This window comes from Catellatospora chokoriensis, assembly GCF_011297315.1.
Lineage (GTDB): Bacteria > Actinomycetota > Actinomycetes > Mycobacteriales > Micromonosporaceae > Catellatospora > Catellatospora citrea.
The window spans coordinates 316731-340667 of record NZ_JAAOTI010000001.1; the positions used below are offsets into that span (position 1 = coordinate 316731).

Here is a 23937-nt window from a genome sequence, read left to right on the forward strand (position 1 = left end):
CGGCACGCGGAGACATCTCGATCAGGAAAGCGCTTCCGCCCAGAGCACGGCGTGGGTGTCCAGGTAGGCAGCGGTGTCGCGCCAGTACGGGCCGTCCTCCGTGAAGATCCGCGCCCAGGGTTGCCGGTCCTCCCGGGCTCCGGTCTCCAGCAGGTCGTACATGGCCCGCGCCCGGCGGCCGAGCAGCACGGCCAGTTCCGGGCCCTGTGCGGGGTCGAGGCCGTAGCCGTCGGTGTAGGCGCGCAGCCGGGCGGCCGACTCCGCCGGGTCGCGGCGCGGGCTCATGCCGGCCATGCTCTGCGCCGCGTACGCCAGGTCCCACAGCCGTGAGCTCGGCGCCGCCCCGTCCCAGTCGATCAGCACCCAGCCGCGGTCGGCGCGCACCAGGTTCCACGGCGCGACGTCGTTGTGGCAGACCAGCTCGGCCCGGTCGGGCGGGATCGGCGTCTCCCACCGGGTCCCGGGATCGGGGACGAAGGCCGCCGCCGCGTCGTGCAGCTCGCGTTGCATCCGGCCGATCTCGGCCAGCTCCGCGACCGTAAAGGTCCCGGTCGCGTCGCTGATCTCACCTGACACGTACTCCAGCATCTGGCGGCCCTGCTCGTCACGGCCGAGTGCCCGGGGCGCGCCGGTGAACCCCGCTCGCTCCAGGTGCCACAGGAACGCGTCCACGCCCGCCGTCCACGGCCCGGCAGGCCGCCGCACCGTCTCCCCGACCCGCACCACACCCGCGGTCACGTTCCCGACCAGCGCCTCTTCGCTCTCCCGCACACCATGATCCTCGGCAGCGCCTCCGACGACCGCAAGCGCATTCCCGGCCGCCCGACGCGCCCGCGCACCGCACCGCCCCGTCAAGATCGCGCGACTTGCCAGGCGGATGGGCGAATGCGCGCTCAAGATACGCCCGATTGCCCGGCAAGTCGGACGATCTTGACGGGGTCGCGCACGCCCGACGCGGCGCACGCCCGACGCGGCGCACGCTAGGCGTGGCGGGTGACGTGGGCGGTCAGCGGCGGCGGGTGAGGCGGGCCAGGATGCGGCCGGGGGTCATCGGGACGACGGAGATCATGAGGCGGCCGGACGGGTCCTTGGCCGGGGTGATCGCGTACACCCGCAGGCCGCGACGCCAGATGAGGGGCCGCGGCAGGCGCAGGCCGGCGGCACGGAGCGGCGCGGAGCCTTCCTGCCCGCGGGCGTGCACGCTCACCCGCACCGAGCGGCGCTGCCCGCTGACGGCGCTGGCGTTGACCACGTCGGCGACGGCGAACTCGGCCTGCACCACGGTCGCCGGGCGGCTCTCGGTGACTTGGACCGGTGCGGTCAGGTCCTCGGCCTGGACCCGGATCTCGCCCTGCGCGGCCAGGTCCGGCAGCGGGCTGCGGGCGGAGATGGCCAGCACCGTCGCGCCGTCGGCGCGGCGCCGCCACACCGCCTGGGTGGCGTCGAGCTTCGCGGCCCAGCCGGCCGCCTGCGCGGTGACCTCGAAGACCTCGTCCGGCATCGACGAGCCGGGGGTACGGAATCCGGGGTAGGCCGCGTACCAGCGGTCGCCCTCGACGACGATCGGGGCGATGCCGTGCTGCACGTCCTGGCGGATCACGGCGAGCAGGTCGTCGACGTCGCCGGCCTGCACGACGCCGATGCGCAGCCGGGTCTCGACCTCCAGCTCCGCGCCGGTCTCGGCGGTCAGGTGCCGGTCGGCGAGCTCGCGTACGCAGGCGTGCACCGCCTCCTGCACGGAGCGGTCGACATTGATCAGGTCGTCGCGCAGCACGACGGCGACCTCGAGCGCGAACAGCCGGGACAGCACGGCGTCGCGGTCCTTGCCGGGCGGCATCAGCCCGACGGTGAACTCCATCAGGCGGCGCATGCAGTAGAGCCGGTCGGCGGCGTTGCTGAGGTGGGTGACGTTCTGGGCGTTGAGCCGGCGCACCGCGTAGTAGCAGTCGTAGTCGGCGACGACGGAGATGCGCGCGGCCCGGAAGCAGGCCTCCAGCGTGAACGGGAAGTCGCTGCCGATCGGCATGTCCTCGGGGTAGCGGATGCCGTGCCGCTCGATCAGGTCGCGGGAGAACAGCTTGATGTTGGCCAGCGACCAGGGCAGCCCGGACCCGGCGAAGCTGATGTCCGCCTCGTTGCGGGCGAAGACCTGCTGGTAGATGAAGCGGCTGTTGACGCCGACGGTCTTGCCGAGCACGACCTCGGAGCCGTACCGGTCGGCGGCGTCGACCAAACGCTCCAGCGCCTCGGGGCCCAGGTAGTCATCGGCGCCGACGAAGAAGACGAACCGGCCGGTGGCCAGCCGCAGGCCGTGGTTGCAGGGGCCGGCCGGGCCGCCCGAGTTGGGCTGGCGGACCACCTTGACGCTGCCGGGGTAACGGTCGGCGAAGCGGGCCAGCTCCGCGGCGCTGCCGTCGGTCGAGCCGTCGTCCACCGCGATGATCTCCATGCGGTTCAGCCCGAGGGTCTGCCCCACCAGCGAGTCCATGCAGCGCCGGAGATAGGGCATCGTGTTGTAGACCGGGACGATGACACTCACGTCGACAGGGGTCACGTATGTGCCTCCAGCTCTCGGCAGGGGTGCCGGGGTCGGCGTGGGAGACACCCGGGTGCGGCTTGCTGGCGACTACGGTAACAATAAGCCGGCAGCACGCGTAGATCAGGAGCGGACGCGCGCCGGCGGTCCAGTAGGCTGCGATCCGCCCAGGCACCGGCATCACCCAGAGAGGCGGACCATGGGAGTCGAACGTCGCGGCCGTGGTCGTGTGGTCATGATCGTCGACACCGGGGTCCACGGCGACTCGCGGGTGCAGAAGCAGGCGATCTCCGCGGCCGAGGCGGGCTGGGACGTGACGCTGATCGGCCGCTCCCCGACGAACGAGCCGCAGGAGTGGCAGCTCGGCGGCGCGCTGGTGCGGCTGGTCGTGGTCGGCGGCGGCGCGGGCACCGGCGGTGTCGGCGGTGGCGGGGGTGCCAAGGCGGCGCTGCGCCGCGTGCGGACGGCGATGCCCGGTGCGGTCAAGCACGCCCGCCGCCCGGTCGACGTGGCCCTGGTCTGGTACTGGCAGCGCAAGCTCGGCGACAGGTCCTGGCGGCGGCTGGAGCCGCAGCTGTGGAGCTTCGAGGCCGCGTTCGGCAAGGTCATCGACGAGCTCGATCCCGACCTCGTGCACGCCAACGACTTCCGGATGCTGGGTGTGGGGGCCCGCGCGGTGCAGCGCGGCCGGGCCCGGGGACGCGACGTCAAGCTGGTCTGGGACGCGCACGAGTACCTGCCCGGCGTGATCCCGTATCGCGACCACGCCCGCTGGCTGCCCGCGCACCTGGCCTACGAGCGCGAGTACGCCCCGGTCGCCGACGCGGTGATCACCGTGTCCGACGAGATCGCGGCCCGGCTGCAGCGCGACCACAAGCTGCCGGTGACCCCTGCGGTGGTGCTCAACGCGCCCGAGGTCAGCCACGATCCCGGCCCGGCCGACGCCCCGACGCTGCGCGAGCTGTGCGGCATCGGCCCGGACGTGCCGCTGATGGTCTACAGCGGGGCGGCGTCGCCGCAGCGCGGCCTGGGCCTGGTCGTCGAAGGGCTGCCCCAGCTGCCCGGCCTGCACGTCGCGATGATCATCAACCAGCCGGACGGGCCGTACGCGACGACACTCAAGGCGCGGGCCGCCGAGCTGGGCGTCGCCGACCGGATCCACCTGATGGGCTACGTCCAGCACGACCTGGTCGTGCCGCTGCTGGCCACGGCCGACCTCGGCGTCATGCCGATCCGCCACCACCTCAACCACGAGATGTCGCTGGCGACCAAGTTCTTCGAGTACTCCCACGCCCGCCTGCCGATCGTGGGCAGTGACGTGCGCACCCTCGCCGCGACCGTGCGCAGCTCCGGCCAGGGCGAGGTGTTCCGCGCCGACGACGTGGCCGACTTCGTCCGGGCCGCGAAGGCCGTGCTCGCCGACCCGGAGCGCTACCGGGCCGTCTACGACAAGCCCGGCCTGCTCGACGGCTGGACCTGGCAGCACCAGGCCGACGTGCTGGAGCGCGTCTACTCCTCGCTGCTGCCCGGCCACTGACCGAGATCACGCGACACGGGCGGCGCTCCCTCGGGGACGCCGCCCGTGTCGTGTCTCAGTCGCCGTACCAGCGGCGGGCCGTGCCGTGCCACAGGTCGCCGCGTTCGGGTTCGGTGCACTCGGCGAAGACCTGCTCGTAGGCGTCGTAGAGGTGGTCGAAGCCGCCGCGCAGCCGCTCGATGGGCAGGTCCGAGCCGAGCATGCACCGGCTCGGGCCGAACGCGTCCACGGCCGCCAGCAGCCAGGGGCGCACCCGGTCGGCGGTCCAGTCGCCGAACACGGTGCCGAGCGCGTCGATGCGGGTGGCGGTGTTCGGCGCGGCGGCCACCTCGGCCAGCCGCGCCGCGTGCGCGCGTGAACCGGCGGTGGTGAGGTCGGCGGGCCAGCCGAAGTGGTCCAGCACCACGCGGACCCGGGGCAGCTCGCGGGCCAGCCGCGCGACCTCGCCGAGCTGGTCGGCGGCGGCCTCGACGGTGAGCGTGAGGTTGTGCTCGGCCAGCAGCCGCAGGTTGGCCAGGGCGTCCCCGGCCAGGGCCGTGCCGCCGCCCAGCCCGCTGACGAGCCGGATGCGCACCCCGGTGGCGGCGGGCAGCTCGGCGAAGGAGCGCAGGAACGCGGGCCAGCCCGGCGAGGCGGGGTCGCCCAGGGTCACCAGCAGCACGTCCAGGTCGGCGGCGTCGGCCTGGCGCTGGACCCAGGCTGCGGCGTGCAGCGGGTCCGCGCTGCCCGCGTCGGACCAGACCACGCCGTTCACCGGGTGCGCGGCGGTCTCGGCGCGGTAGTCGGCCAGCGTGTAGACCTCGGGCAGCGAGTCGTAGTTGCCGAGCAGGTCCCGCACCGCGGTGCGGTCGGCGAGCCAGCCCACCGGGTCGTCGCGCTGATCCCACAGATGCACGTTGCAGTCCATGATCGGCCTCACCGGCCGACGGTATCGGCCGGATCGCCGCGGACCCGGCGGACACGCGCGGTTACTCCAGGATCTCGACGTGGCACGTGCAAATTTTGCGCCATGCGTTGACAGCATCAGCGTCATGGGTGCAAATTTGTGACTGCCCCGAAACATCGGTGCAATCCATGCGCCGCAACGGCTCTGCCGCACCCTGCTCCGCCGCACCGCTCCCCTCCGGGGCCGCTCACCCGCGCCAGGGGTTTCCGCCGTCCGTCCCCGACGAGGAGACCGTCCATGCCCCTCGCGTCATCGACCCTGCATCCACCCCTGTCCAGGCTGTTGCGCCTGCTGGCCGTAGTCGTGCTGGCCGCGGCCGCGGGCCTGCTCGCCGTGCCGCAGCGCGCCGACGCGGCCCCGTTCTCCGTGCTGGTCTTCTCCAAGACCGCCGGGTTCCGCCACGACTCGATCCCGACCGGCGTCACCGCCATCCGCAACCTCGGCACCGCCAACGGCTTCACCGTCGACGCCACCGAGGACGCCACCGCGTTCAACGACACCAACCTGGCCAAATACGCCGCGGTGGTGTTCCTGTCGACCACCGGCGACGTGCTCGACGCCACCCAGCAGGCCGCCTTCGAGCGCTACATCCGCGCGGGCGGCGGCTTCGCGGGCGTGCACGCCGCCTCCGACACCGAATACGGCTGGTCCTGGTACGGCAGCCTGGTCGGCGCGTACTTCTCCAGCCACCCGGCCGAGCAGACCGCCACGGTGAAGGTCGAGGACCCGGCGCACCCGTCCACGGCGGGCCTGCCGCCGCTGTGGTCGCGGTTCGACGAGTGGTACTCGTTCCAGACGAATCCTCGGACGAATGCGCACGTGCTGGCGAGCCTCGACGAGCGCAGCTACACCCCCGGCAGCTCCGCGATGGGCGCGGACCACCCGGTCGCCTGGTGCAAGCCGTACGACGGGGGCCGGTCCTGGTACACCGCGCTCGGGCACACCGCGGCGGCGTACAGCGACGCGAACTTCCTCAACCACCTGCTCGGCGGCATCCGCACGGCCGCGGGCCAGGTCGCGGGCGACTGCACCGCCACCAGCACGGCCAGCTTCCAGAAGGTCGCCCTGGACAGCAACACCAGCAACCCGATGGAACTGGACGTGGCCGCCGACGGCCGGGTCTTCTACATCGAGCGCGACGGCCGCGTGCAGATCATCAAGCCGAGCACGGGCACCACGGTGACGGCGCTGACCCTGCCGGTGTTCACCGGCAACGAGGACGGCCTGCTCGGCATGCGCCTGGACCCCGGGTTCGCGAGCAACGGCTTCATCTACCTGTACTACTCCCCCACCACCGGCTCGGCCCGCAACCAGCTGTCGCGGTTCACCGTCTCCGGTGACACGATCAGCACGTCGACCGAGAAGGTGCTGGTCCAGGTCGCCACGCAGCGCAACACCTGCTGCCACGCGGGCGGCTCGATGACCTTCGACGCGGCGGGCAACCTCTACCTGGCGACCGGCGACAACACCAACCCGTTCGAGTCCAACGGCTTCGCGCCGCTGGACGAGCGGTCGGGCCGGTCCGACTTCGACTCGCAGAAGAGCTCGGGCAACACCAACGACCTGCGCGGCAAGGTGCTGCGGATCAGGCCGCAGGCCGACGGGACGTACACCATCCCGAGCGGCAACCTGTTCCCGCCGGGCACCGCGCTGACCCGGCCCGAGATCTACGCGATGGGCTTTCGCAACCCGTTCCGGATCGGCACCGACCCGGCGACCAACACGCTGTACGTCGCCGACTACGGCCCCGACGCGGGCGCGACCGACCCCAACCGCGGTCCCGAGGGCACCGTGGAGTGGAACATCGTCGGGCAGGCGGGCAACTACGGCTGGCCGTACTGCATCGGCGCGAACTACGCGTACAACGACTACACGTTCCCGTCCGGGCCGTCGGGCGCGAAGTACAGCTGCGCGGCTCCGGTGAACAACTCGCCGAACAACACCGGCCTGACCAACCTGCCGGCCGCGCAGCCCGCCACGGTCGACTACGACTACGGCGGCAACCCGCTGTTCCCGGAGATCGGCGGCGGCGGCGCGCCGATGGGCGGGCCGGTCTACCGGTACAACGCCGCCTCGACGTCGGACCGCAAGTGGCCGCAGTACTTCGACGGCAAGGCGATCTTCGGGGAGTGGAACCAGAACAAGCTGTACACGATGCAGGTCACCCCGAACGGCCGGTCGCTGGTCGACATCAACCAGCTGTTCGGCTCGATGAGCTTCCTGCGGCCGATGGACCTGGAGTTCGGGCCGGACGGCGCGATGTACCTGATCGAGTGGGGCACCGGCTTCGGCGGCAACAACGCCGACTCGGGCGTCTACCGGATCGACTACATCGCCGGGGACCAGAACCCGATCGCGGTCGCCTCGGGCAACCCGACCTCGGGCGGGGTGCCGCTCACGGTGCAGTTCTCCAGCGCCGGGTCGCGCGACCCGGCGGGGCAGCCGATCACGTACGCGTGGACGTTCGGCGACGGCGGCACGTCGACCGCGGCCAACCCGTCGCACACGTACTCGACGGCGGGCAACTTCAACGCCCAGCTCACCGTGCGTGACCCCGGCGGGCGTACCGCGGTGGCCAACGTGCCGATCACCGTGGGCAACACCGCTCCGACGGTCACGCTGACCGCCCCGGCCGACGGCGGCTTGTTCGCCTGGGGCGACCAGGTGCGCTTCACCGTGACGGTGACCGACCCGGAGGACGGCACGATCAACTGCTCGCGGGTCAACGTGCAGTACTACCTGGGTCACGACGCGCACGCGCACCCACTGCAGGGGTACACCGGGTGCACCGGGGTGATCCAGACCTCGATGGGCACCGGCCACGGTGACGACGCGGACATCTTCGCCGTGATCGAGGCCAGCTACACCGACCTGGGCGGGGGCGGCGCCGCGCCGCAGACCGGCCGGGCCACGATCAAGCTGCAGCCCAAGCACAAGCAGGCCGAGTTCTTCAACAGCACCGGCCGGGCGCCGGGCGCGATCGGCGGCGGCGACCCGGGCGTGCAGCGGGAGGCGACCACGGACACCGCGGGCGGCTTCCAGAACATCGGCTTCATCGAGGACGGCGACTACTGGTCGTACACCCCGGTGAACCTGCGCAACATCACCTCGGCGCGCTTCCGGGTCGCCTCCCCCGGCGCCGGCGGCCGGATCGAGGTCCGCACCGGGGCGCCGGACGGCCCGCTGGTCGGCACCGCCACCTTCGGCGGCACGGGCGGCTGGCAGACCTATGTCGATGCCACCGCCACCCTGTCGGCGAGCACCACCACCGGCCCGCTCTACCTGGTCGCGAAGAACCCGGTCGGCGACACCGGCCAGGGTTCGATCTTCAACGTGAACTGGGTCGACTTCGTCGGCCAGGGCGTGGCCGACGGGTCGCAGCTGCAGATCACCCCCGGCAGTCTGGCCTTCGGCTCGGCGAACGTCGGCACCACCTCGGCGGCGCAGACCGTCACGGTCAGCAACCCGGGCACGGCGGCGGCGAGCATCAGCGCGATCACCGTCTCCGGCCAGTACACCCAGACGAACACCTGCGGCAGCTCGCTGGCCGCCGGGGCGTCCTGCACGGTGAGCGTGCGCTTCGCGCCGACCTCGGCCGGCGCGCAGAACGGCACCCTGTCGGTGGCCAACTCGACCACCGCGTCACCGCTGACGGCCGCGCTGACCGGCACCGGGGTCAGCAGCACCACCAACCTCGCGATCGGCGCGGCGATGTCGGCCAGCAGCAGCAACGGCGGGTTCCCCGCCTCGGCCGCCAACGACGACAACACCGGCAGCTACTGGGAGTCCAGCAACAACGCGTTCCCGCAGTGGCTGCAGGCCGACCTGGGCAGTGCCAAGCAGGTCGGCTCGGTGACGCTCAAGCTGCCGCCGCCGTCGGCGTGGGGTGCCCGCACCCAGACGCTGTCGATCACCGGTAGCACCGACGGGACCAACTTCAGCACGCTGAAGGCGTCGGCGGGCTACCTGTTCGACCCGGCCACCGGCAACACGGCGACCGCCGCGTTCACCGCGGCCTCGGTGCGCTACCTGCGGGTGACCATCACCGCGAACACCGGCTGGCCCGCCGGGCAGGTCGCCGAGCTGCAGATCTTCGGCGGCGGCGGGCAGCCCGGCCCGGCGACGCTGGCCGCGAACCCCACCTCGGTCGCCTTCGGCAACCAGAACGTGGGTACGACCAGCGGCGGCTCGGCGGTGACCATCACCAACACCGGCGGCACCGCGGCGGTCATCTCGGCGGTGTCCGCGTCGAGCCAGTTCGCCGCGAGCGGCTGCGTCGGCACCCTGAACGCCGGGGCGTCCTGCACGGTCACGGTCACCTTCAGCCCGACCTCGGCCGGGGCGAAGACCGGCACGCTGACCGTGACCAGCAACGCCAGCAACCCGTCGCTGACGGTCGGCCTGACCGGCACCGGCACCACCGTGCAGACCCCGGCGACGCTGGCGGCCAACCCGACGTCGATCGCGTTCCCGAACACGAACGTCGGCAGCACGATCACCCGTACGACGCAGATCAGCAACACCGGCGGCACCACCGCCTCGATCTCGTCGGTGGCGGTGTCCGGCACCGGGTTCAGCCTGTCGGCCAACGGCTGCGGGTCGGCCCTGGCACCGGGGGCGAGCTGCACGGTCACGGTCGCCTTCGCGCCCACCTCGGCGGGAACGAAGACCGGCACGCTGACCGTGGCCAGCAGCGCGTCCAACCCGTCGCTGTCGGTCGGGCTGACCGGCACCGGGACCACAGCGACCAGCTCCAATCTGGCGCTGGGCAGGCCGGTGACCGCCGGGCACGTGCAGAACTACGTGCCGGGCAACGCGGTCGACGGTGACGCCAACTCGTACTGGGAGAGCCCCAACAACACGTTCCCGCAGTCGATCACGGTGGATCTGGGCGGCAGCGCCTCGCTCAGCTCGATCGTGCTGAAGCTGCCGTCGGCGTGGGGTGCGCGCACCCAGACGCTGTCGGTGCTGGGCAGCGCCGACGGGTCCACGTTCAGCACGATCGTGGGCTCGGCGGCGTACCAGTTCAACCCGGCGGGCAACACGGTGACGATCACCCTGCCCGCGAACACGACGGCCCGCCACGTCCGGCTGACCTTCACCGCGAACACCGGTTGGCCCGCGGCTCAGCTGTCGGACTTCCAGGTCATCGGGGTGATGAGCTAGCCCCGTCCGTGCCGGTGGCGCTGGGCGGGCTGCCCGGCGCCACCGGCACGGTCGTCGCTGTCCGGGAGTGGTTTCCTTCCGCTCTCGGATGGTTCACGATGTGACGATGCGTATCTCCTGGCGTGCCGCCGTGGGCGGGCTGGCCGGTCTGGTCGGGGCCGTGACGTGGGCCATCAGCTCCGCGGTTTACCAGCCGATCATGGAGCCTTCCGGCGTGTGGTACGACGAGGCCGGCGTGGCGGTGCAGCAGACCGCCGAGAACAACACCTACTGGCCCCGCGAGCTGCGCCACCTTGCCATCCTGCTGGCGGTCGCCGGGATTCTCGTGCTCTGCCGGACGGCATCACGCGCCGTCGCCACGGCGGTCGTCGCCGCGGGCGGCTGGCTCACCGCCGACGTGCTGCTCGACCGGTTCGACGTGCACGGCACCGGCACGGCGATCGTGCTGGCGAGCGCCGCCACGGCATACGTCGCCACCGCCGCGTTCCTCGCGTCCCGCCTGTCCCGTGCGGACACCGGCGGCCCTGCGGTCCGGCACGTGGTGGCCGGCACCCTGGCGCTGCTCGCGGTGACCTCGCTGCTCGTCGTCACCCCCTGGGTCGAGCAGACCACGCCGGCGCAGATCCGGGCCGAGGCCGAGCTGACCGCGCTCAAGATCGTGGTGTCGGTGCTGTTCGCCGTGCTCGCGGCCACCACGGTCGGCCGACCTGCGGCACGGGCTGGTGCCACGCTCGGCTTCGGGCTGGTCGCCGTCGCGGCCGGCGTGTTCGTCGCGGTCGGCGAGTACCGGTTCGTCTACTCGTACGCCCTGCTGATCGCCGTCGTCGCGGCGCTGGTCGCGGTGGCGGCACCGCGGGTCCGCAGCGTCGCCGGGCTGGTCGGCATGACCGTGCTCGGCGCCGTCTGCGCCGTCGCCTCGTTCGCCGTGCTGATCATCGGCGGCATGGTCGTGGGAAGCGTGCTGACCAGCCTGGCCGGCAACCCTCCGGTCAACGGCGCGGACACCGACATCTCGGCGCCCCTGCTGGTGACGGTGCTCGGGGTCGCGATGTCGCTGCTCACCCTGGCCGTGACCGCGCTGCCCGGGGCGCTGCGCGCCGTCCAGGCCGGACCGCCGGGGAGCCCCGCCGCAGCCGGGTGATCTGCCGGCGCCCGGCGCCCGCCGCGGCCTTACCATCGATGCGGGTGCTCGTGACGGACTCCGCCGCGTCGTGCGGCTCCCGCAGCCTGCCACGCCTATACGCTCGGCAGATCGACACGGCGAGGAGTTGAAGTGATCCGCTGGACGTACGCGTTCATCGACCGGCCCGCTGACGTGTTCACCGAGGCGGCGTCGTTCTGGTCCCGGGTGACCGGCACGCACCTGACCGCGCGCCGGGGCGAGCACGGCGAGTTCGCGACGCTGCTGCCGATCGGCGCCGACGCGTGCGTCAAGCTCCAGGCCGTGCACGAGGGCGGCGGCGCGCACCTCGATCTGAGCGTCGACGACCCGGCGGCGCTGGCGGCCCGCGCGGTGGAGCTGGGCGCGACACACGTCGCCGACCTGGGCCACCAGGTGCTGCGCTCGCCCGGCGGGCTGCTGTTCTGCGCGGTGCCCTGGCATGACGAGTTCCGCCGCCCGATGGCGCACACCACGCCCGACGGCGCGCTCAGCCGCCTGGACCAGGTCTGCATCGACGTCGGCCCGGCCGGCTACGACGCCGAGGTGGCCTTCTGGGGCGAGCTGACCGGCTGGGACTCCTCGTTCGGCTCGCGGCCGGAGTTCCACGTCGTAGCGCCGCCCGCCGAACTGCCGGTGCGCATCCTGATCCAGCGGCTCCAGCAGGAGCGGCCGACCTCGGCGCACCTGGACCTGGCCTGCTCGGACGTCGAGGGCGTGCGGGCCTGGCACGTCAAGTGCGGGGCGACCCACGTGGCAGACGGCGCGCGCTGGGTCGTCATGAGCGACCCGGCCGGGGGCGTCTACTGCCTGACCGCGCGTGACCCGCAGACGGGCGGCCTGCCCGGAAAGTGATCACCCGGCTGCGCCGTGGCTCGCCGGTGCGGTATCTTTGGCGATTCGAGCACAAAAAAGAACGGCACGCTGAATGCGTCCGTTCGGGCTTCAGTATAGACACGAAGGAGCCAGGTTTGTCAAGCGACGCCGCCGACGAGATTCACCGCGAGCAGGAGTACGTCACCGACCTCTACCGCCGCCTCGACAACCTGCGCGAGCAGGCCGAGCACCGGCTGTCGCAGGCGCTGCTGCAGACGGGCGGCACCCAGCAGGAACGCTCGCAGCGCGAGTCGACGGTCGCCCTCTACACCGAACAGCGGGCCTCCCTGGGCGCGGTCGAGAGCGGCCTCTGCTTCGGCCGGCTCGACCTGGTCGAGGAGGGCGCGCGCTACATCGGGCGCATCGGCATCTTCGACGAGACCGCCGAGTACGAGCCGCTGCTGGTGGACTGGCGCGCGCCCGCGTCCCGGCCGTTCTACCTGGCCACGGCCGCCTCGCCGCAGGGCGTGCGGCGTCGCCGGCACATCCGCACCGCCGAGCGCACCGTCACCGCGCTCGACGACGAGGTGCTCGACCTGGCCGACGCCGCCGCGACCGCGCCCCACCACGAGGGGTTGACCAGCGAGGCCGCGCTGTTCGCCGCGATGGACGCGGGCCGCACCGGCCGCATGCGCGACATCGTCGAGACCATCCAGGCCGAGCAGGACCACATCATCCGCGCCGACCTCAACGGCATCATGGTGGTGCAGGGCGGCCCCGGCACCGGCAAGACCGCGGTCGCGCTGCACCGCGCGGCGTACCTGCTGTACACGTACCGCAAGGAGCTGTCCACGCGGGCGGTGCTCGTGGTCGGCCCGAACACCACGTTCCTGAAGTACATCTCGCAGGTGCTGCCGTCGCTGGCCGAGACCGGCGTGGTGCTGCGCACGGTCGGCGGGCTGTTCCCCGGCGTCACCGCCACCGGCGTCGAGCCCGACGAGACCGCCGAGGTCAAGGGCCGCGCCGTGATGGCCGAGGTGCTGGCCGCAGCGGTGCGCGACCGGCAGCAGGTGCCCGACGACACGGTGGAGGTCGAGTTCGACCGGGAACCCCTGGTCCTCGACCGGGCCGCCTGTGAGGCCGCCCGCGAGGTGGCCCGGCGCAGCGGCAAGCCGCACAACCTGGCCCGGCCGCTGTTCGACGTCGAGATGATCCACGCGCTGTCGATGCAGCTCGCCGACCGGATCGGCACCGACCCGTACGCCGACGACCCGCTCGGCGGCGACGACGCCCCCGGCGACCCGCAGCTGCTCGACGAGGCGGACCTCGCCGAGCTGCGCCGGGAGCTGCAGGCCGACCCGAACGTGCAGACGGTGCTGGACTGGCTGTGGCCGGTGCTGACCCCGCAGCGGCTGCTGTCCGACCTGTACGCGAGCGAGGCGCGCCTCGCCACGGCCGCGGCCGTGCTCACCGACGCCGAGCGGGCCCTGCTGCGCCGCAGCCGCGACGCCGGGTGGACCCCGGCCGACGCGCCGCTGCTCGACGAGGCCGCCGAGCTGCTGGGCGAGGACGACCGTGACGCCGAGGAGCTGGCCGAGCGCCGGCGGCGGCAGCGGCTGGCGTACGCCGAGGGCGCGCTGGAGATCCTGCACGGCTCCCGCTCCATCGACCTGGAGGACGAGCTCGACCCGGAGATCCTGACCGCCGCCGATGTGCTCGGCGCGCTGGAACTCGGCGAGCGGCAGGAGGACGAGCGGCGGCTGACCGCCGCGGAGCGGGCCGCCGCCGACCGCCGCTGGGCGTTCGGGCACGTCATCGTGGACGAGGCGCAGGAGCTGTCGCCGATGGCCTGGCGGCTGCTGATGCGCCGCTGCCCGAGCCGGTCGATGACCATCGTCGGCGACGTCGCCCAGACCGGCGACCCGGCCGGCACCTCCTCCTGGGACGCGGTGCTGCATCCGTACGTCGCCGACCGCTGGCGGCAGACCCAGCTCACGGTCAACTACCGCACGCCCGCCGAGATCATGGACCTGGCCGGGCAGGTGCTCAAGTCGATCGACCCGATGCTGGAGCCGCCGCGTTCGGTGCGCCACACCGGCCAGGCTCCGCAGCTGACGGAGGTCGGCCCGGCGGAGCTGGCGGCACGGCTGGCCGAAGAGGTGCGCCGCGAGGTCGCCGCGCTGGGCGACGGCACGCTCGGCGTGCTCGTGCCGGCGGGCCGGATCGACGAGCTGGGCGCGGTGGTCACCGCCGCGCTGCCGCAGGCGCGGGTCGGCGAGCAGACCGAGCTGACCGATCCGGTGGTGGTGCTGACCGTACGCCAGGCAAAGGGGCTCGAGTTCGACGCGGTCGTCATCGCCGACCCGGGCGGCATCGTGGCCGAGTCCCCGCGCGGGCACAGCGACCTGTACGTGGCGATCACCCGCCCCACCCAGCGCCTGACCGTGCTGCACCACGGCGACCTGGACCTCTGACCCGCGTCGCCGCGGGTCCGTCATCCCGCGGCCGAGCCCGTCCGGGCCAGGTCAGGAAGGGCACCTTCCACAACGCGGAGCGTTGTGAAGGTGCCCTTCCTTCTGTCCGGTCCCGCTTGGCGGGTGCGGGTTAGTGAGATGGGTCGATGTGGACGGTCCGTGGGCCGTAGACTGCGACGATGGGATCGCGCTGGGTAGCGCTCGTCGTCGTCGCCCTGCTCGCGGCGACGGGCTGTGGCGCGCCCGCGGGCCAGGCCCCCGTGCCGCGACCCGCCCCGCAGGCGACCGTGGTCCGTCTGGAGCTGGCCATGGACGCGACCGCGCCGCAGCGCACCGCGATCGAGTCATGGCTGCGGACCCGGCCGGAGGTCGCCTCGTTCACGTTCGAGAGCCGCGAGCAGGCGCTGGCCAGGTTCCGGGAGGCCTACCGCGACTCGGCCGAGCTGGTCGGCTCGATCAGCGCCGCCGACCTGCCCGAGTCCTTCACGGCGACGCTCGCCGCGGGAGCCGACGTCGACGGTTTCGTGGCGGCGGCCCAGCCCCTGGCAGGACTCGACCACGTCGGCCGCGACGCCGACTCCCCGCCGCCGGGCTGACCGCCCCGACCCTGCGACCATCGGCGTGCCGGGCCGACGCGGGCCGCCCGCCGGGTGGCGAATGTACAGCCTTGCCGTCTTCTGCGACGCTGCCGGTGGGCGCGGCGCAGGTCCGCGGCCATCGTGGAGGTCACCATGGCGGACTCGCCCTCTGTCCCGGCCAAGGTCGTAGGGGCGCTCGGCATCCTCGCGCAGCTCGTCCTGTTCCCCTTCTATCTCTCCAGCGGCCTGGTCACGCCGTTGTGGGGACTGATCGTGCTGATGGTGATCTGGACCGCGCTGCTGGTGGTCGCGATCCGGCTGTGGCGCACCCGGCCGTTCCTGGTGCCGCTGGTCCCGGTCGTGGCGGTGTCCGTCTGGCTCGGGTTCGTCAGCGCCGGGGAGGCCTGGCTCGGCTGGACCGCCTGACCGGCGTCCACCCCCGACAGGGCCTCCGATCCCCTCCCCAACCGACGGTATGGCGACAGACCGGAGCCCATCCGGCGGATGCTTTGCCAACCTGGGGGCGACGTGACGTCACGCCCTGCCCGGACGGCGTCGCGTCGGAAGGGAGTCGGCGATGAACGCCACCGGCGCCCGCCCGGCGACCGCACCCCCGCACGCGTGCCACGCCGGGGTGCGCATCCTCGGGCCCATCGAGGCGGCCGGGCTCGACGGCCCGGCCGTGCTGTCCGGCGCGCGCCAGCGGGCCCTGCTCGCGGTGCTGGCCGTGCACGCCGGCACCGTCGTGCACCAGTCCCGCCTCATCGACGCGCTCTGGGGCTGGGACCCGCCCCGCACCGCGGTGAAGACGCTGCACAGCCACATCGCCCGGGTACGCCAGGCGCTGGACGCCTGCGGCCTGCCCGCGGCGCTGCACACCCGGCACGCCGGATACCTGCTCGACATCCCCGCGCTCGAGGTCGACGCCCACCTGTTCGAGTCCAAGGTGGCCTCGGCCCGCCGCCACCTCGGTGACAGCGTCCCCGAGGCCGCGGCCCGCGAGCTGCGCGAAGGGCTCGCGCTGTGGCGCGGCGACGCGCTGGCCGACGGCGAGCCCACCGGCTGGGCCGCCGCGGAGGCGGCGCGGCTCAACGAGGTGCGGTTGTGCGCCGAGGAGGACCTGTGGGAGGCCGAGCTGCGGCTCGGCCGCCACCGCACCGCCGTCGGCGAGCTGGAGCGGCTGCTGGTCGGCCACCCGCACCGCGAGCGCCTGGTCGGGCTGTCCATGCTGGCGCTGTACCGGTGCGGGCGGCCGGCGGAGGCACTCGACGCGTACCGGCGGCTGCGCGCCCACCTCGCCGACGAGCTCGGCACCGACCCGGGGCCCGATCTGCAACGGCTGCACACCGCGATCCTGCGCGAGGACCCGGCGCTGCACCCGGCCACGCCGGCGGTCGCGGATCCACCCGCGACGTCGGAGCTCGCCGGGCACACCCCTGCGTCCGCGCTCGTCGGGCAGGCCGCGCCGAACGCCGAGCCGGTGCCGGCCGAGCTGCCCGCGCCCGCGGGGCACTTCATCGGCCGCGACGAGGAGCTGTCCGCGCTGGACCGGCTGCTGGCGCAGGACGGGCCGCAGCCGCGCATCGGCTTCGTGGCCGGTCCGGGCGGCATGGGCAAGACCGCGCTCGCCGTCCGGTGGGCGCACACCGTCGTGCCCCGGTTCCCCGACGGCCAGCTGTACGTCGACCTCGGCGGGCACGACCCGGCCACCGCGCTGCCGCCCACGCAGGCGCTGGCACAGGTGCTGGCCAGCCTGGGCGTGCCGGCCGGGCGCATCCCCGCCGAGCTGCCCGCCCGGGCCGCGCTCTACCGGACGCTGCTGAGCGAGCGTCGGATGCTGGTGGTGCTCGACAACGCGGCCGGGCCGGACCAGGTGCTGCCGCTGGTGCCGCCGACCGCGGCGAGCCTGCTGCTGGTCACCAGCCGCAGCCGGCCGACCGCGCTGGCCGTGCACCACGCGGTGCACGCGGTGGCGCTGGACGCCCTCGACCGGCACGCGGCGGTCGCGCTGCTGGCGCAGGTGCTCGGCCGGGCCAGGGTGGACCGCGAGCCCGCCGCCGCGGTCGAGCTGGCCGGGCTGTGCGGCGGGATGCCGCTGGCGCTGCGCATCGCCGCCGCGAAGCTCGCCGCCCGTCCCGGCCGCACCCTGGCCGAGCTGACCGCGGAGCTGGTCGACGACGACCGGCTCGACGAGCTGTCCGTGCCCGGCGACAGCCGCAGTGTGCGCACCGTGTTCGGCTCGGCGTACCGGGCGCTGCCCGCCCCGGCGGCGCGGCTGTTCCGGCTGCTCGGCCTGCACCCGGGCGCCACGTTCACCGGGCACCTGGCGGCCGCGGCCGCCGACCTGACCCTGCCCGCGGCGCGGCGGGTGCTCGCCGAGCTGGTGTCGGCGCATCTGGTCGGCGAGGTCGCCCCGGACCGTTACCGCTGCCACGACCTGCTGCGCCTCTACGCCCGCGAGTGCGCGGCCGCCGACGAGACCGCCGCGGCCCGCGACGAGACCCTAGCCCGCATCGTGGACTGGCACCTGGCCGTCGCCGACGCCGCGAACCGGCTCGTCGACCCGGGCCGCGACCGGGTCCGGGCCGCGCCCGCACACCCGCCGGCGCAGCTGCCGTTCGCTGACGACCCGGTCGCCGCTTTGGCGTTCCTCGACGGTGAACGGGCGGGCATGCTGGCGGTCGTCCGGCACGCCGCCGAGCACGGGCACCACACCGCGGCCTGGCAGCTGACCTACCTGCTGACCGGGTTCTTCGACTCGCGCGGGCACTGGGCGGACCGGGTCGAGCTGTGCCGCCTGGGTGTCGCCGCCGCGGCCCGCTGCGGGGATCCCGGCGCGGAGGGGCTGATGCGCAGCGGTCTGGGCGTCGCCCTGATCATGACGCGGCGCTTCGACGAGGCGCTCGACGTGCTGCAGCATGCGCTGGCACTGACCCGCCGGTGCGGCGACACGCGCGGCGAGGGCCATGTGCACAACAACATCGCCGTGGCCAACGCCGGGCTGCGCCGCCACGACGAGGCCGTGGAGGCGTACCAGCAGGCGCTGGCCCTGCACACGTCGATCGGCAGCGCGCTCGGGGTGGCGCTGGGTCTCAACAACATCGGCGACGCGTACGTCCGGATGGGACGGGCCGAGCTGAGCCTGGAGTACCTGGCCCGGGCCCTGCCCGCCGCCCGGGAGCTGGGCAACGCCCGGCTGGAGGCGGCGGCGCTGAGCGGCCTGGGCCAGGCCCACGCGGCGCTGGGCGACCTGGACGCCGCGCTGGACCACCTGCGCCAGGCCCTGGCCGTACGCCGTCACCGCGGCGACCGCCGCCACGAGGCCGACACCCGCAACACCATCGGCACCGTGCACCTGCGCGGCGGCGACCACCGGGCGGCGCTGGACGAGTTCGGCCAGGCCCTGGAACTCAGCCGGGAGATCGCCGACCGGCACCTGGAGGCGACCGCGCTGGCCAACCTCGGCCGGACCCACCTGGAACGCGACGACCCGGTGGCCGCCGCCGGCTACCTGCGCCTGGCGCAGGCCCTGCGCAGCCGCGCACCCGACCACTTCGAGGCCGCCTGCATCGCCCGGGACCTCGGCGAACTCGCCCGCCGTGGCGGCGACCCCGCCGAGGCCCGTACGCAGTGGCAGCTCGCCGTCGACCTGTTCCGCAAGGCCAACGCCCCTGCCGAAGCAGAGGCGCTGGCCGACACCTTCGCCTGACCGGCGCGGCCCTAGTACGCGGCGGGGTCGCGGACGGTGACCGTGGACGTGCCGAGCACGCGGCCCTCCCGGTCGACGAACTCGACGGCGAAGGTCTCGTCCCGTTCCCGCACCGCGTCGCCTGCGACGAACACCCGCAGCTGGGTGACGCCCTCCCCGGTCACCGACAACTCCCCGGAGGGCACCGCGACATAATCGCCGGGGGCGGACGCGGTCCCGTCAGCGGTGCGGTACGACAGCACGAAACCCGCCGCCGGCACGGTGCCCTTCACCACGACCTTGACGGCGCACCATTCCTTCTCCCAGCAGACCGCGTCCAGGCTCTGCGCCAGACAGTCCGATCCGCATGGCAGGTTGCCGGCGGCTGCGGACGCGGGCTGCGGCAGCAGCACGATCGTCGCGAGGAGAGCCAGGGCTGAAGCGCTGAGCCAGCGTGCGATACGAGTCATGGCCCGCACGGTAGGCGGGCCGGGTTGTGGAAAGGTTGTGTGCCTGGCCACCGGCCCTGCGACCGGCGGCCAGGCACGAGCGGGGCTAGTAGAGCAGGCTCCAGCCGCGCAGGTGGCTCTGCTCGCCCTTGACGACGTCCTCGACGACGAGCGTCCACTCCCCGGCCTCGGCGACCCCGCCCAGGCGCACCTGGTAGACGTCGGCCAGGTCCGCGGCGCGGTCCTTGGCGTCGGGGGCCTTGAGCAGGTAGGACCGGCCGGCCGGGGAGACCAGCTCCAGGCGCAGGTCACCGCGGCGCGGGTGGGTCAGGTTGACGGCCACCTCGGCGACCTCGAGGGTGCCCTTCTCCTGGACCTTGGTGATCCACTTGATCGGGCCCGGGTCCAGGATCGGCGGCTGCGGCCACTCCTCCCAGACCAGGTTCCACTTGGGGATGCACAGCTTCCACGGGTAGCTGTAGGTGCCGACGCCGACCGCCGCCCACGCCATCGCCACGGTCCGGTAGGTGCTGCCGCACTTGCCGTAGAGGTCCGCGGTGGCGGCGAGGGTGTCCGCGCGGGCCTCGGCGAACGTCTCGTCGCTGGTGAAGTAGTTGGCCAGCGCGTGGTACCAGATCTGCGTGGCGCGGTCGCGGCCGATACCGACGACGGACGAGCCGTTGCAGGTGGGGCTGGCGCCGTACGGCGTGTTCCCGCTGCCCTCAGCCGCCAGGAAGAAGAAGTGGTTGGCCACACCGGAGGAGAAGTGCGGGTCCAGGTTGGCGATGCCGTTGTACCAGCAGTCCTTGGAGATCCCGTCCAGCGACGGCTGGTACATGTAGCGCAGCGGATCGCCGGTGCCGAAGATGTCGATCTCCTCGCCGAGCAGGTAGTCCGGCGTGTCCACGGCGTTGTTCGCGTAGAACTCGGCCATCGTGCCGAGGATGTCGCTGGTGCCCTCGTTGAGGCCGCCGGACTCCCCGCTATAGATCAGGCCGCCGACGGCCTGGGTGACGCCGTGCGACATCTCGTGCGCGACCACGTCCAGCGACACCAGCGGCCGCAGTCCGTTGCTGCCGTCGCCGTAGCGCATCACCTTCTGCGTCGAGCTCCAGCTGGCGTTGGCCCAGTCGACGCCGCGGTGGACCTGCGAGGTGGTGCCGACGCCGTCGTCGAAGATGCCGTGCCTGCCCAGCACGTTGAGGTAGAAGTCCCAGGTGTTGGCCGAGCCGTAGTGCACGTCCACGGCCGCGCTCTGGTTGTGTGCCGGGTCGCCGTTGCCCCAGATGTTGTTGACGTCGGCGAAGGTCACGCACGGCCCCGCCGTGGTGTGCTGCATGTCGCAGGTCTTCGAGTTGCCGCGCAGCGGGTCGATCATCTTGTAGTCGAAGATCGTCTGGGTGGTGTTCAGCGGCACCTGTCCGCCGTACACGCTGTGCCCGGTGCCGGTGGCCGTGTGTTCCAGCGCCTGGGTGCGCAGCACCCGGGGCTCGACGGCGTCGACGACCGCCTCCGCCTCCCCGGTCGCGACCGTCACCGGCAGCCGCCAGGCCAGCCGGCCCGTGCCGCCGACCCCGTCGACGATCAGCTGCGGCGTGCCGACCTCGGTCGCCCGCAGGGCGTCCCGGGCCGTGGTCACGGCCTGAGCCGCGGTGACCTTCGGCTCGGTCGCCGCGGCGACCGGCGCGTCCAGCGACACGGACACCCCGTCGAGGGCTCCGTCCGGCGCCACGTGCACCACGAAGTCCCCGCCCACCACCGGCAGGCCCTGGAACAGCCGGTTGAACCGGACGTGCGCGGAGCCGGTCCGGGTGACCGCGGCCCGGATCACCTCGTAGCGGTCACCGTCGGCGGCCCGTACCGCCGCGGGGTTGAGCCTGATCAGCTCCTGCGCGCGGGCGATCGCCGCGTCCTCGGGCGATCCGGCGGCCTGCGCCGGCGCGGTCAGCGCGACGGCGCCGCCGCACAGCAGCACCGCCGCGAGCGCCATGGAGATCCGTCTCATGACGACCTTCCCTTCCCTGTCAGCCATGGCCACAGGGATACGCGGGCGCGGCTGTCACGCGGTTGTGGAAGGGTTGTGCGGCAGGTCCGCTCGGGTGCAGGAAGCTGCAGCGATCGGGGGTTACCTCCGCGCGGGGCGGCTGGCATGATCCTCGCCATGACCGAGGCAAGCGACTCCGACCAGGTCGGCCACGTCCGGCTCACCACCGTGGAGCCGGACGGCCAGCTCATCACCGAGGTGCTGCCCGCCAAGGCGCTGCCGGGCGGGCTGGCGGAGCTGCTCGGCAGCCCCGGCCTGGTGACGGGGGCGGCCGCCGGGGACGTGCTGGTGCTGCAGGCGAGCGGCTTCCAGGTGGTGCGCCGCGGCCCGAACGAGGCCGTGCAGGTGTACGCCGACCCGCCGCTCGACGAGCACGCCATGGCGTGGCTGGCCAAGGCCTTCGAGTCCGTCGGCGGTTACGTCGAGGCCCCGCCGCAGCGGCAGTTCGCCGTCGCCACCGTCCCGTCCTCAGCGGGCCGGGAGCACATCGAGGCGATCATGGCCGAGGCCGGCCAGCACATCCCCGGCATGGAATGGCAGTTCGGCACACCCTGACCCAAGCCCGGACCGGAACGGTGCCTGCAGTTTCGGGGAAACTGCAGGCACTGCTGCAGTTGTTCGTGCAGTTTCCCCGAAACTGCAGGACGTGATCGTCGAGGGGTCAGCCGCCGACCTCGGCGAGCTGCTTGAGCGCTGCGGCGGTGCTGTCGGGGTGGGCGTCGAGCAGCGGGAGGCGTACCGCCGGGGTCGGGATGCGGCCCTGCGCGTGCAGCGCGGCCTTGACCACCGTGGGGTTGGGCTCGGCGAACAGCGCCTTGGACAGTGGCGCTAGCCGGTGCCCGAGCGCCCGGGCCCGGGTCGCGTCACCGGCCTGCCACAGCCGGATCAGCTCGGCGAACTGGGCGGTGGCCAGGTGCGCCGAGGACAGGATGCCGCCGTGCGCGCCCAGCGCCAGCAGCGGCGAGATGAACGTGTCGTCGCCGCCGAGCACGGCGAAGCCTGCCGGCGGGTCGGCCATCAGCGCCACGGTGTCGTCGTTGATGCCGCCCCCGGCGTACTTCACCCCGGCCACGTTCGGGATCGCGGCCAGCCCGCGCAGCGCGCCCGCGGTCAGGTACTGCCCGGTGCGGTACGGGATGTCGTAGACGACCAGCGGCACCGGGCTCGCCGCGGCGAGCCGGGTGAAGTGGGCGAGCACACCCGCCTCGCCGGGGCGCACGAACGGCGGCACGACGGTCAGCGCCGCCACGGCCTCCGGGATCGCGGCCAGGCCGGCGAGCGCCTCGGCGGTGGCCGCGCCGACGATCAGCGGGGCCGACCGCTCCCGACACACCCGGGCGGCGGTGTCGACCACGGACTGCCTCTCGGACTCGGTGAGCGAGCCGGGCTCGCCGGTGGTGCCGAGCGCCACGAGGCCGGTCGCCCCGTCGTCGAGCACCTGGTGGGCGAGCCGCTCCAGCGCGGCGAGGGCGACCGAGCCGTCGGCGTCGAACGGGGTGACCAGCGGGATGTACAGGCCATGCAACGAAGTCATGCCTTCATGCTGCCGAAACCCTTCCGGAAGGACCAGTTCCGGTTCCTGACGCAACCCGTAAGCTGACCTGATGCTTGATGTCCGCAGGCTCCGGCTGCTGCGCGACCTGGCCCGGCTGGGCACGATCGCGGCGGTCGCCGAGGCGCACACCTACTCCCCGTCCGCGGTCTCGCAGCAGCTGGCCACGCTGCAACGCGAGGCCGGCGTGCCGCTGATCGAACGCACCGGCCGCGGGGTCACCCTCACCCCGGCCGGCACCGCGCTGGTACGCCACACCGAGACCGTGCTCGCCGCGCTGGAGGCCGCGTCGGCGACGCTGGCCGCGGCCCGCACCGGCCTGCACGGCACGGTGCGCATCGGCGCGTTCCCGACCGCGGTGCGCACGCTGCTGCCCGCCGCGCTGGTCGCGCTCGCCCGCGACCATCCCGCGCTGGACCTGACGGTCACCGAGCTGGACCCGGTCGCGATGCCCGACGCGCTGCGCGAACGCCGCCTCGACGTGGCGCTGCTGCACGACTACGACCTCGCCCCGGTCGCGCCCGACCCGACCGTCGACTCCACCCCGCTGCTCGACGAGACGGTGTACCTCGCGGTGCCCGACGACTTCCCGGTCGGCGACGACCCGGTGCACGCGGCCCGCGACGCCGACTGGATCGTCGGCACGCCGGGCACGCTGTGCCACACCGTCGCGATCCGCGTCTGCCAGGCCGCGGGGCACCCGCTGCGGGCGCGTCACCACGCCGACGACTTCACCGCCGTGCTGGCGCTGGTCGCGGCCGGGCAGGGCGTGGCGCTGGTGCCGCAGCTCGGCGCGGTCCAGCCACCGCTGGGGGTCCGGCTGGTGCCGCTGGCCTCGCGGCGGCGCACCCGGATCGCCTACCGGCGCGGCTCCGGCGACCACCCCGCCGTCGCCGCCTGCGTAGCCGCCATCCGCACCGCCACCACCGCCTTCCTCGCCGAGCAGGCGTGAAGGAAGGGCATCGTCGACTCGCGTCAGCGAGGCGAGCAGC

General features: G+C 73.4%; 16 protein-coding genes. 10 read left to right on the forward strand and 6 right to left on the reverse strand.

Going from position 1 to position 23937, the window contains the following annotated elements; translation table 11 throughout:
* Nucleotides 1–21 precede the first annotated feature (21 nt).
* Together HAV39_RS01425 and HAV39_RS01430 are read right to left on the reverse strand one after the other, a co-directional pair.
* Complete coding sequence (locus tag HAV39_RS01425) at nucleotides 22–771, reverse strand: phosphotransferase (RefSeq protein WP_191837304.1); 750 nt, start codon at nucleotides 769–771, stop codon at nucleotides 22–24.
* Nucleotides 772–1006: 235 nt separating this feature from the next.
* Nucleotides 1007–2554, reverse strand: coding sequence for a glycosyltransferase family 2 protein (locus HAV39_RS01430; protein WP_191837305.1), 1548 nt, complete (start codon nucleotides 2552–2554; stop codon nucleotides 1007–1009).
* Between the two features lie 181 nt (nucleotides 2555–2735).
* Between HAV39_RS01430 and HAV39_RS01435 the strand changes: the two genes are divergently transcribed.
* Nucleotides 2736–4073 carry a glycosyltransferase family 4 protein gene (locus tag HAV39_RS01435; RefSeq protein WP_191837306.1) on the forward strand — a complete coding sequence of 446 codons (1338 nt, stop codon included), beginning with the start codon at nucleotides 2736–2738 and terminating at the stop codon, nucleotides 4071–4073.
* A 55-nt stretch (nucleotides 4074–4128) separates the two neighbouring features.
* On the opposite strand, the gene HAV39_RS01440 is transcribed toward HAV39_RS01435, so the two are convergent.
* Nucleotides 4129–4992 carry an amidohydrolase family protein gene (locus HAV39_RS01440; protein ID WP_203736469.1) on the reverse strand — a complete coding sequence of 288 codons (864 nt, stop codon included), beginning with the start codon at nucleotides 4990–4992 and terminating at the stop codon, nucleotides 4129–4131.
* Between the two features lie 264 nt (nucleotides 4993–5256).
* Between HAV39_RS01440 and HAV39_RS01445 the strand changes: the two genes are divergently transcribed.
* The 7 genes from HAV39_RS01445 (at nucleotide 5257) to HAV39_RS01475 (ending at nucleotide 18921) form a co-directional block, all read left to right on the forward strand.
* A complete protein-coding gene (locus HAV39_RS01445) occupies nucleotides 5257–10185 on the forward strand; it encodes a ThuA domain-containing protein (RefSeq protein ID WP_191837307.1) in 4929 nt (1642 codons plus the stop codon).
* Nucleotides 10186–10291: 106 nt separating this feature from the next.
* The gene (locus HAV39_RS01450) at nucleotides 10292–11326 is read left to right on the forward strand and encodes a hypothetical protein (protein WP_191837308.1); all 1035 of its coding nucleotides are present in this window, start codon (nucleotides 10292–10294) and stop codon (nucleotides 11324–11326) included.
* A gap of 132 nt (nucleotides 11327–11458) precedes the next feature.
* Nucleotides 11459–12199 carry a VOC family protein gene (locus tag HAV39_RS01455; RefSeq protein ID WP_191837309.1) on the forward strand — a complete coding sequence of 247 codons (741 nt, stop codon included), beginning with the start codon at nucleotides 11459–11461 and terminating at the stop codon, nucleotides 12197–12199.
* Nucleotides 12200–12315: 116 nt separating this feature from the next.
* Nucleotides 12316–14634, forward strand: a complete 2319-nt coding sequence (locus tag HAV39_RS01460; protein ID WP_191837310.1) for a HelD family protein — start codon at nucleotides 12316–12318, stop codon at nucleotides 14632–14634.
* Between the two features lie 179 nt (nucleotides 14635–14813).
* Complete coding sequence (locus HAV39_RS01465) at nucleotides 14814–15230, forward strand: permease-like cell division protein FtsX (protein WP_191837311.1); 417 nt, start codon at nucleotides 14814–14816, stop codon at nucleotides 15228–15230.
* Between the two features lie 135 nt (nucleotides 15231–15365).
* Nucleotides 15366–15638, forward strand: coding sequence for a hypothetical protein (locus tag HAV39_RS01470; protein ID WP_191837312.1), 273 nt, complete (start codon nucleotides 15366–15368; stop codon nucleotides 15636–15638).
* A 151-nt stretch (nucleotides 15639–15789) separates the two neighbouring features.
* Nucleotides 15790–18921, forward strand: coding sequence for an AfsR/SARP family transcriptional regulator (locus tag HAV39_RS01475; RefSeq protein WP_203736467.1), 3132 nt, complete (start codon nucleotides 15790–15792; stop codon nucleotides 18919–18921).
* A gap of 11 nt (nucleotides 18922–18932) precedes the next feature.
* Here the strand turns inward: HAV39_RS01475 and HAV39_RS01480 are convergent, their stop codons facing one another.
* Entirely contained in the window at nucleotides 18933–19370 is a 438-nt protein-coding gene (locus tag HAV39_RS01480) for a Calx-beta domain-containing protein (protein WP_191837313.1), read from the reverse strand.
* 85 nt (nucleotides 19371–19455) lie between these two features.
* Nucleotides 19456–21354 (reverse strand): M4 family metallopeptidase, encoded by a 1899-nt coding sequence (locus tag HAV39_RS01485; RefSeq protein WP_191837314.1) that lies wholly within the window; start codon nucleotides 21352–21354, stop codon nucleotides 19456–19458.
* A gap of 156 nt (nucleotides 21355–21510) precedes the next feature.
* On the opposite strand from HAV39_RS01485, the gene HAV39_RS01490 reads away from it, so the two are divergent.
* A complete protein-coding gene (locus HAV39_RS01490) occupies nucleotides 21511–21948 on the forward strand; it encodes a DUF4265 domain-containing protein (protein WP_191837315.1) in 438 nt (145 codons plus the stop codon).
* 106 nt (nucleotides 21949–22054) lie between these two features.
* Here HAV39_RS01490 and HAV39_RS01495 read toward each other — a convergent pair whose 3' ends face one another.
* Entirely contained in the window at nucleotides 22055–22927 is an 873-nt protein-coding gene (locus tag HAV39_RS01495; RefSeq protein ID WP_191837316.1) for a 4-hydroxy-tetrahydrodipicolinate synthase family protein, read from the reverse strand.
* Between the two features lie 70 nt (nucleotides 22928–22997).
* Here HAV39_RS01495 and HAV39_RS01500 point away from each other — a divergent pair, with 70 nt between their 5' ends.
* Entirely contained in the window at nucleotides 22998–23897 is a 900-nt protein-coding gene (locus HAV39_RS01500) for a LysR family transcriptional regulator (protein WP_191837317.1), read from the forward strand.
* Nucleotides 23898–23937 lie beyond the last annotated feature (40 nt).

What these genes read in the sequence shown, in the direction of transcription:
- HAV39_RS01490 (WP_191837315.1), top strand. Translation starts at nt 21,511, where the DNA reads ATGACCGAGGCAAGCGACTCCGACCAGGTCGGCCACGTCCGGCTCACC.
- HAV39_RS01435 (WP_191837306.1), top strand. Translation starts at nt 2,736, where the DNA reads ATGGGAGTCGAACGTCGCGGCCGTGGTCGTGTGGTCATGATCGTCGAC.
- HAV39_RS01445 (WP_191837307.1), top strand. Translation starts at nt 5,257, where the DNA reads ATGCCCCTCGCGTCATCGACCCTGCATCCACCCCTGTCCAGGCTGTTG.
- HAV39_RS01470 (WP_191837312.1), top strand. Translation starts at nt 15,366, where the DNA reads ATGGCGGACTCGCCCTCTGTCCCGGCCAAGGTCGTAGGGGCGCTCGGC.
- HAV39_RS01465 (WP_191837311.1), top strand. Translation starts at nt 14,814, where the DNA reads ATGGGATCGCGCTGGGTAGCGCTCGTCGTCGTCGCCCTGCTCGCGGCG.
- HAV39_RS01480 (WP_191837313.1), bottom strand. Translation starts at nt 19,370, where the DNA reads ATGACTCGTATCGCACGCTGGCTCAGCGCTTCAGCCCTGGCTCTCCTC.
- HAV39_RS01495 (WP_191837316.1), bottom strand. Translation starts at nt 22,927, where the DNA reads ATGACTTCGTTGCATGGCCTGTACATCCCGCTGGTCACCCCGTTCGAC.
- HAV39_RS01500 (WP_191837317.1), top strand. Translation starts at nt 22,998, where the DNA reads ATGCTTGATGTCCGCAGGCTCCGGCTGCTGCGCGACCTGGCCCGGCTG.
- HAV39_RS01475 (WP_203736467.1), top strand. Translation starts at nt 15,790, where the DNA reads ATGAACGCCACCGGCGCCCGCCCGGCGACCGCACCCCCGCACGCGTGC.
- HAV39_RS01485 (WP_191837314.1), bottom strand. Translation starts at nt 21,354, where the DNA reads ATGAGACGGATCTCCATGGCGCTCGCGGCGGTGCTGCTGTGCGGCGGC.
- HAV39_RS01450 (WP_191837308.1), top strand. Translation starts at nt 10,292, where the DNA reads ATGCGTATCTCCTGGCGTGCCGCCGTGGGCGGGCTGGCCGGTCTGGTC.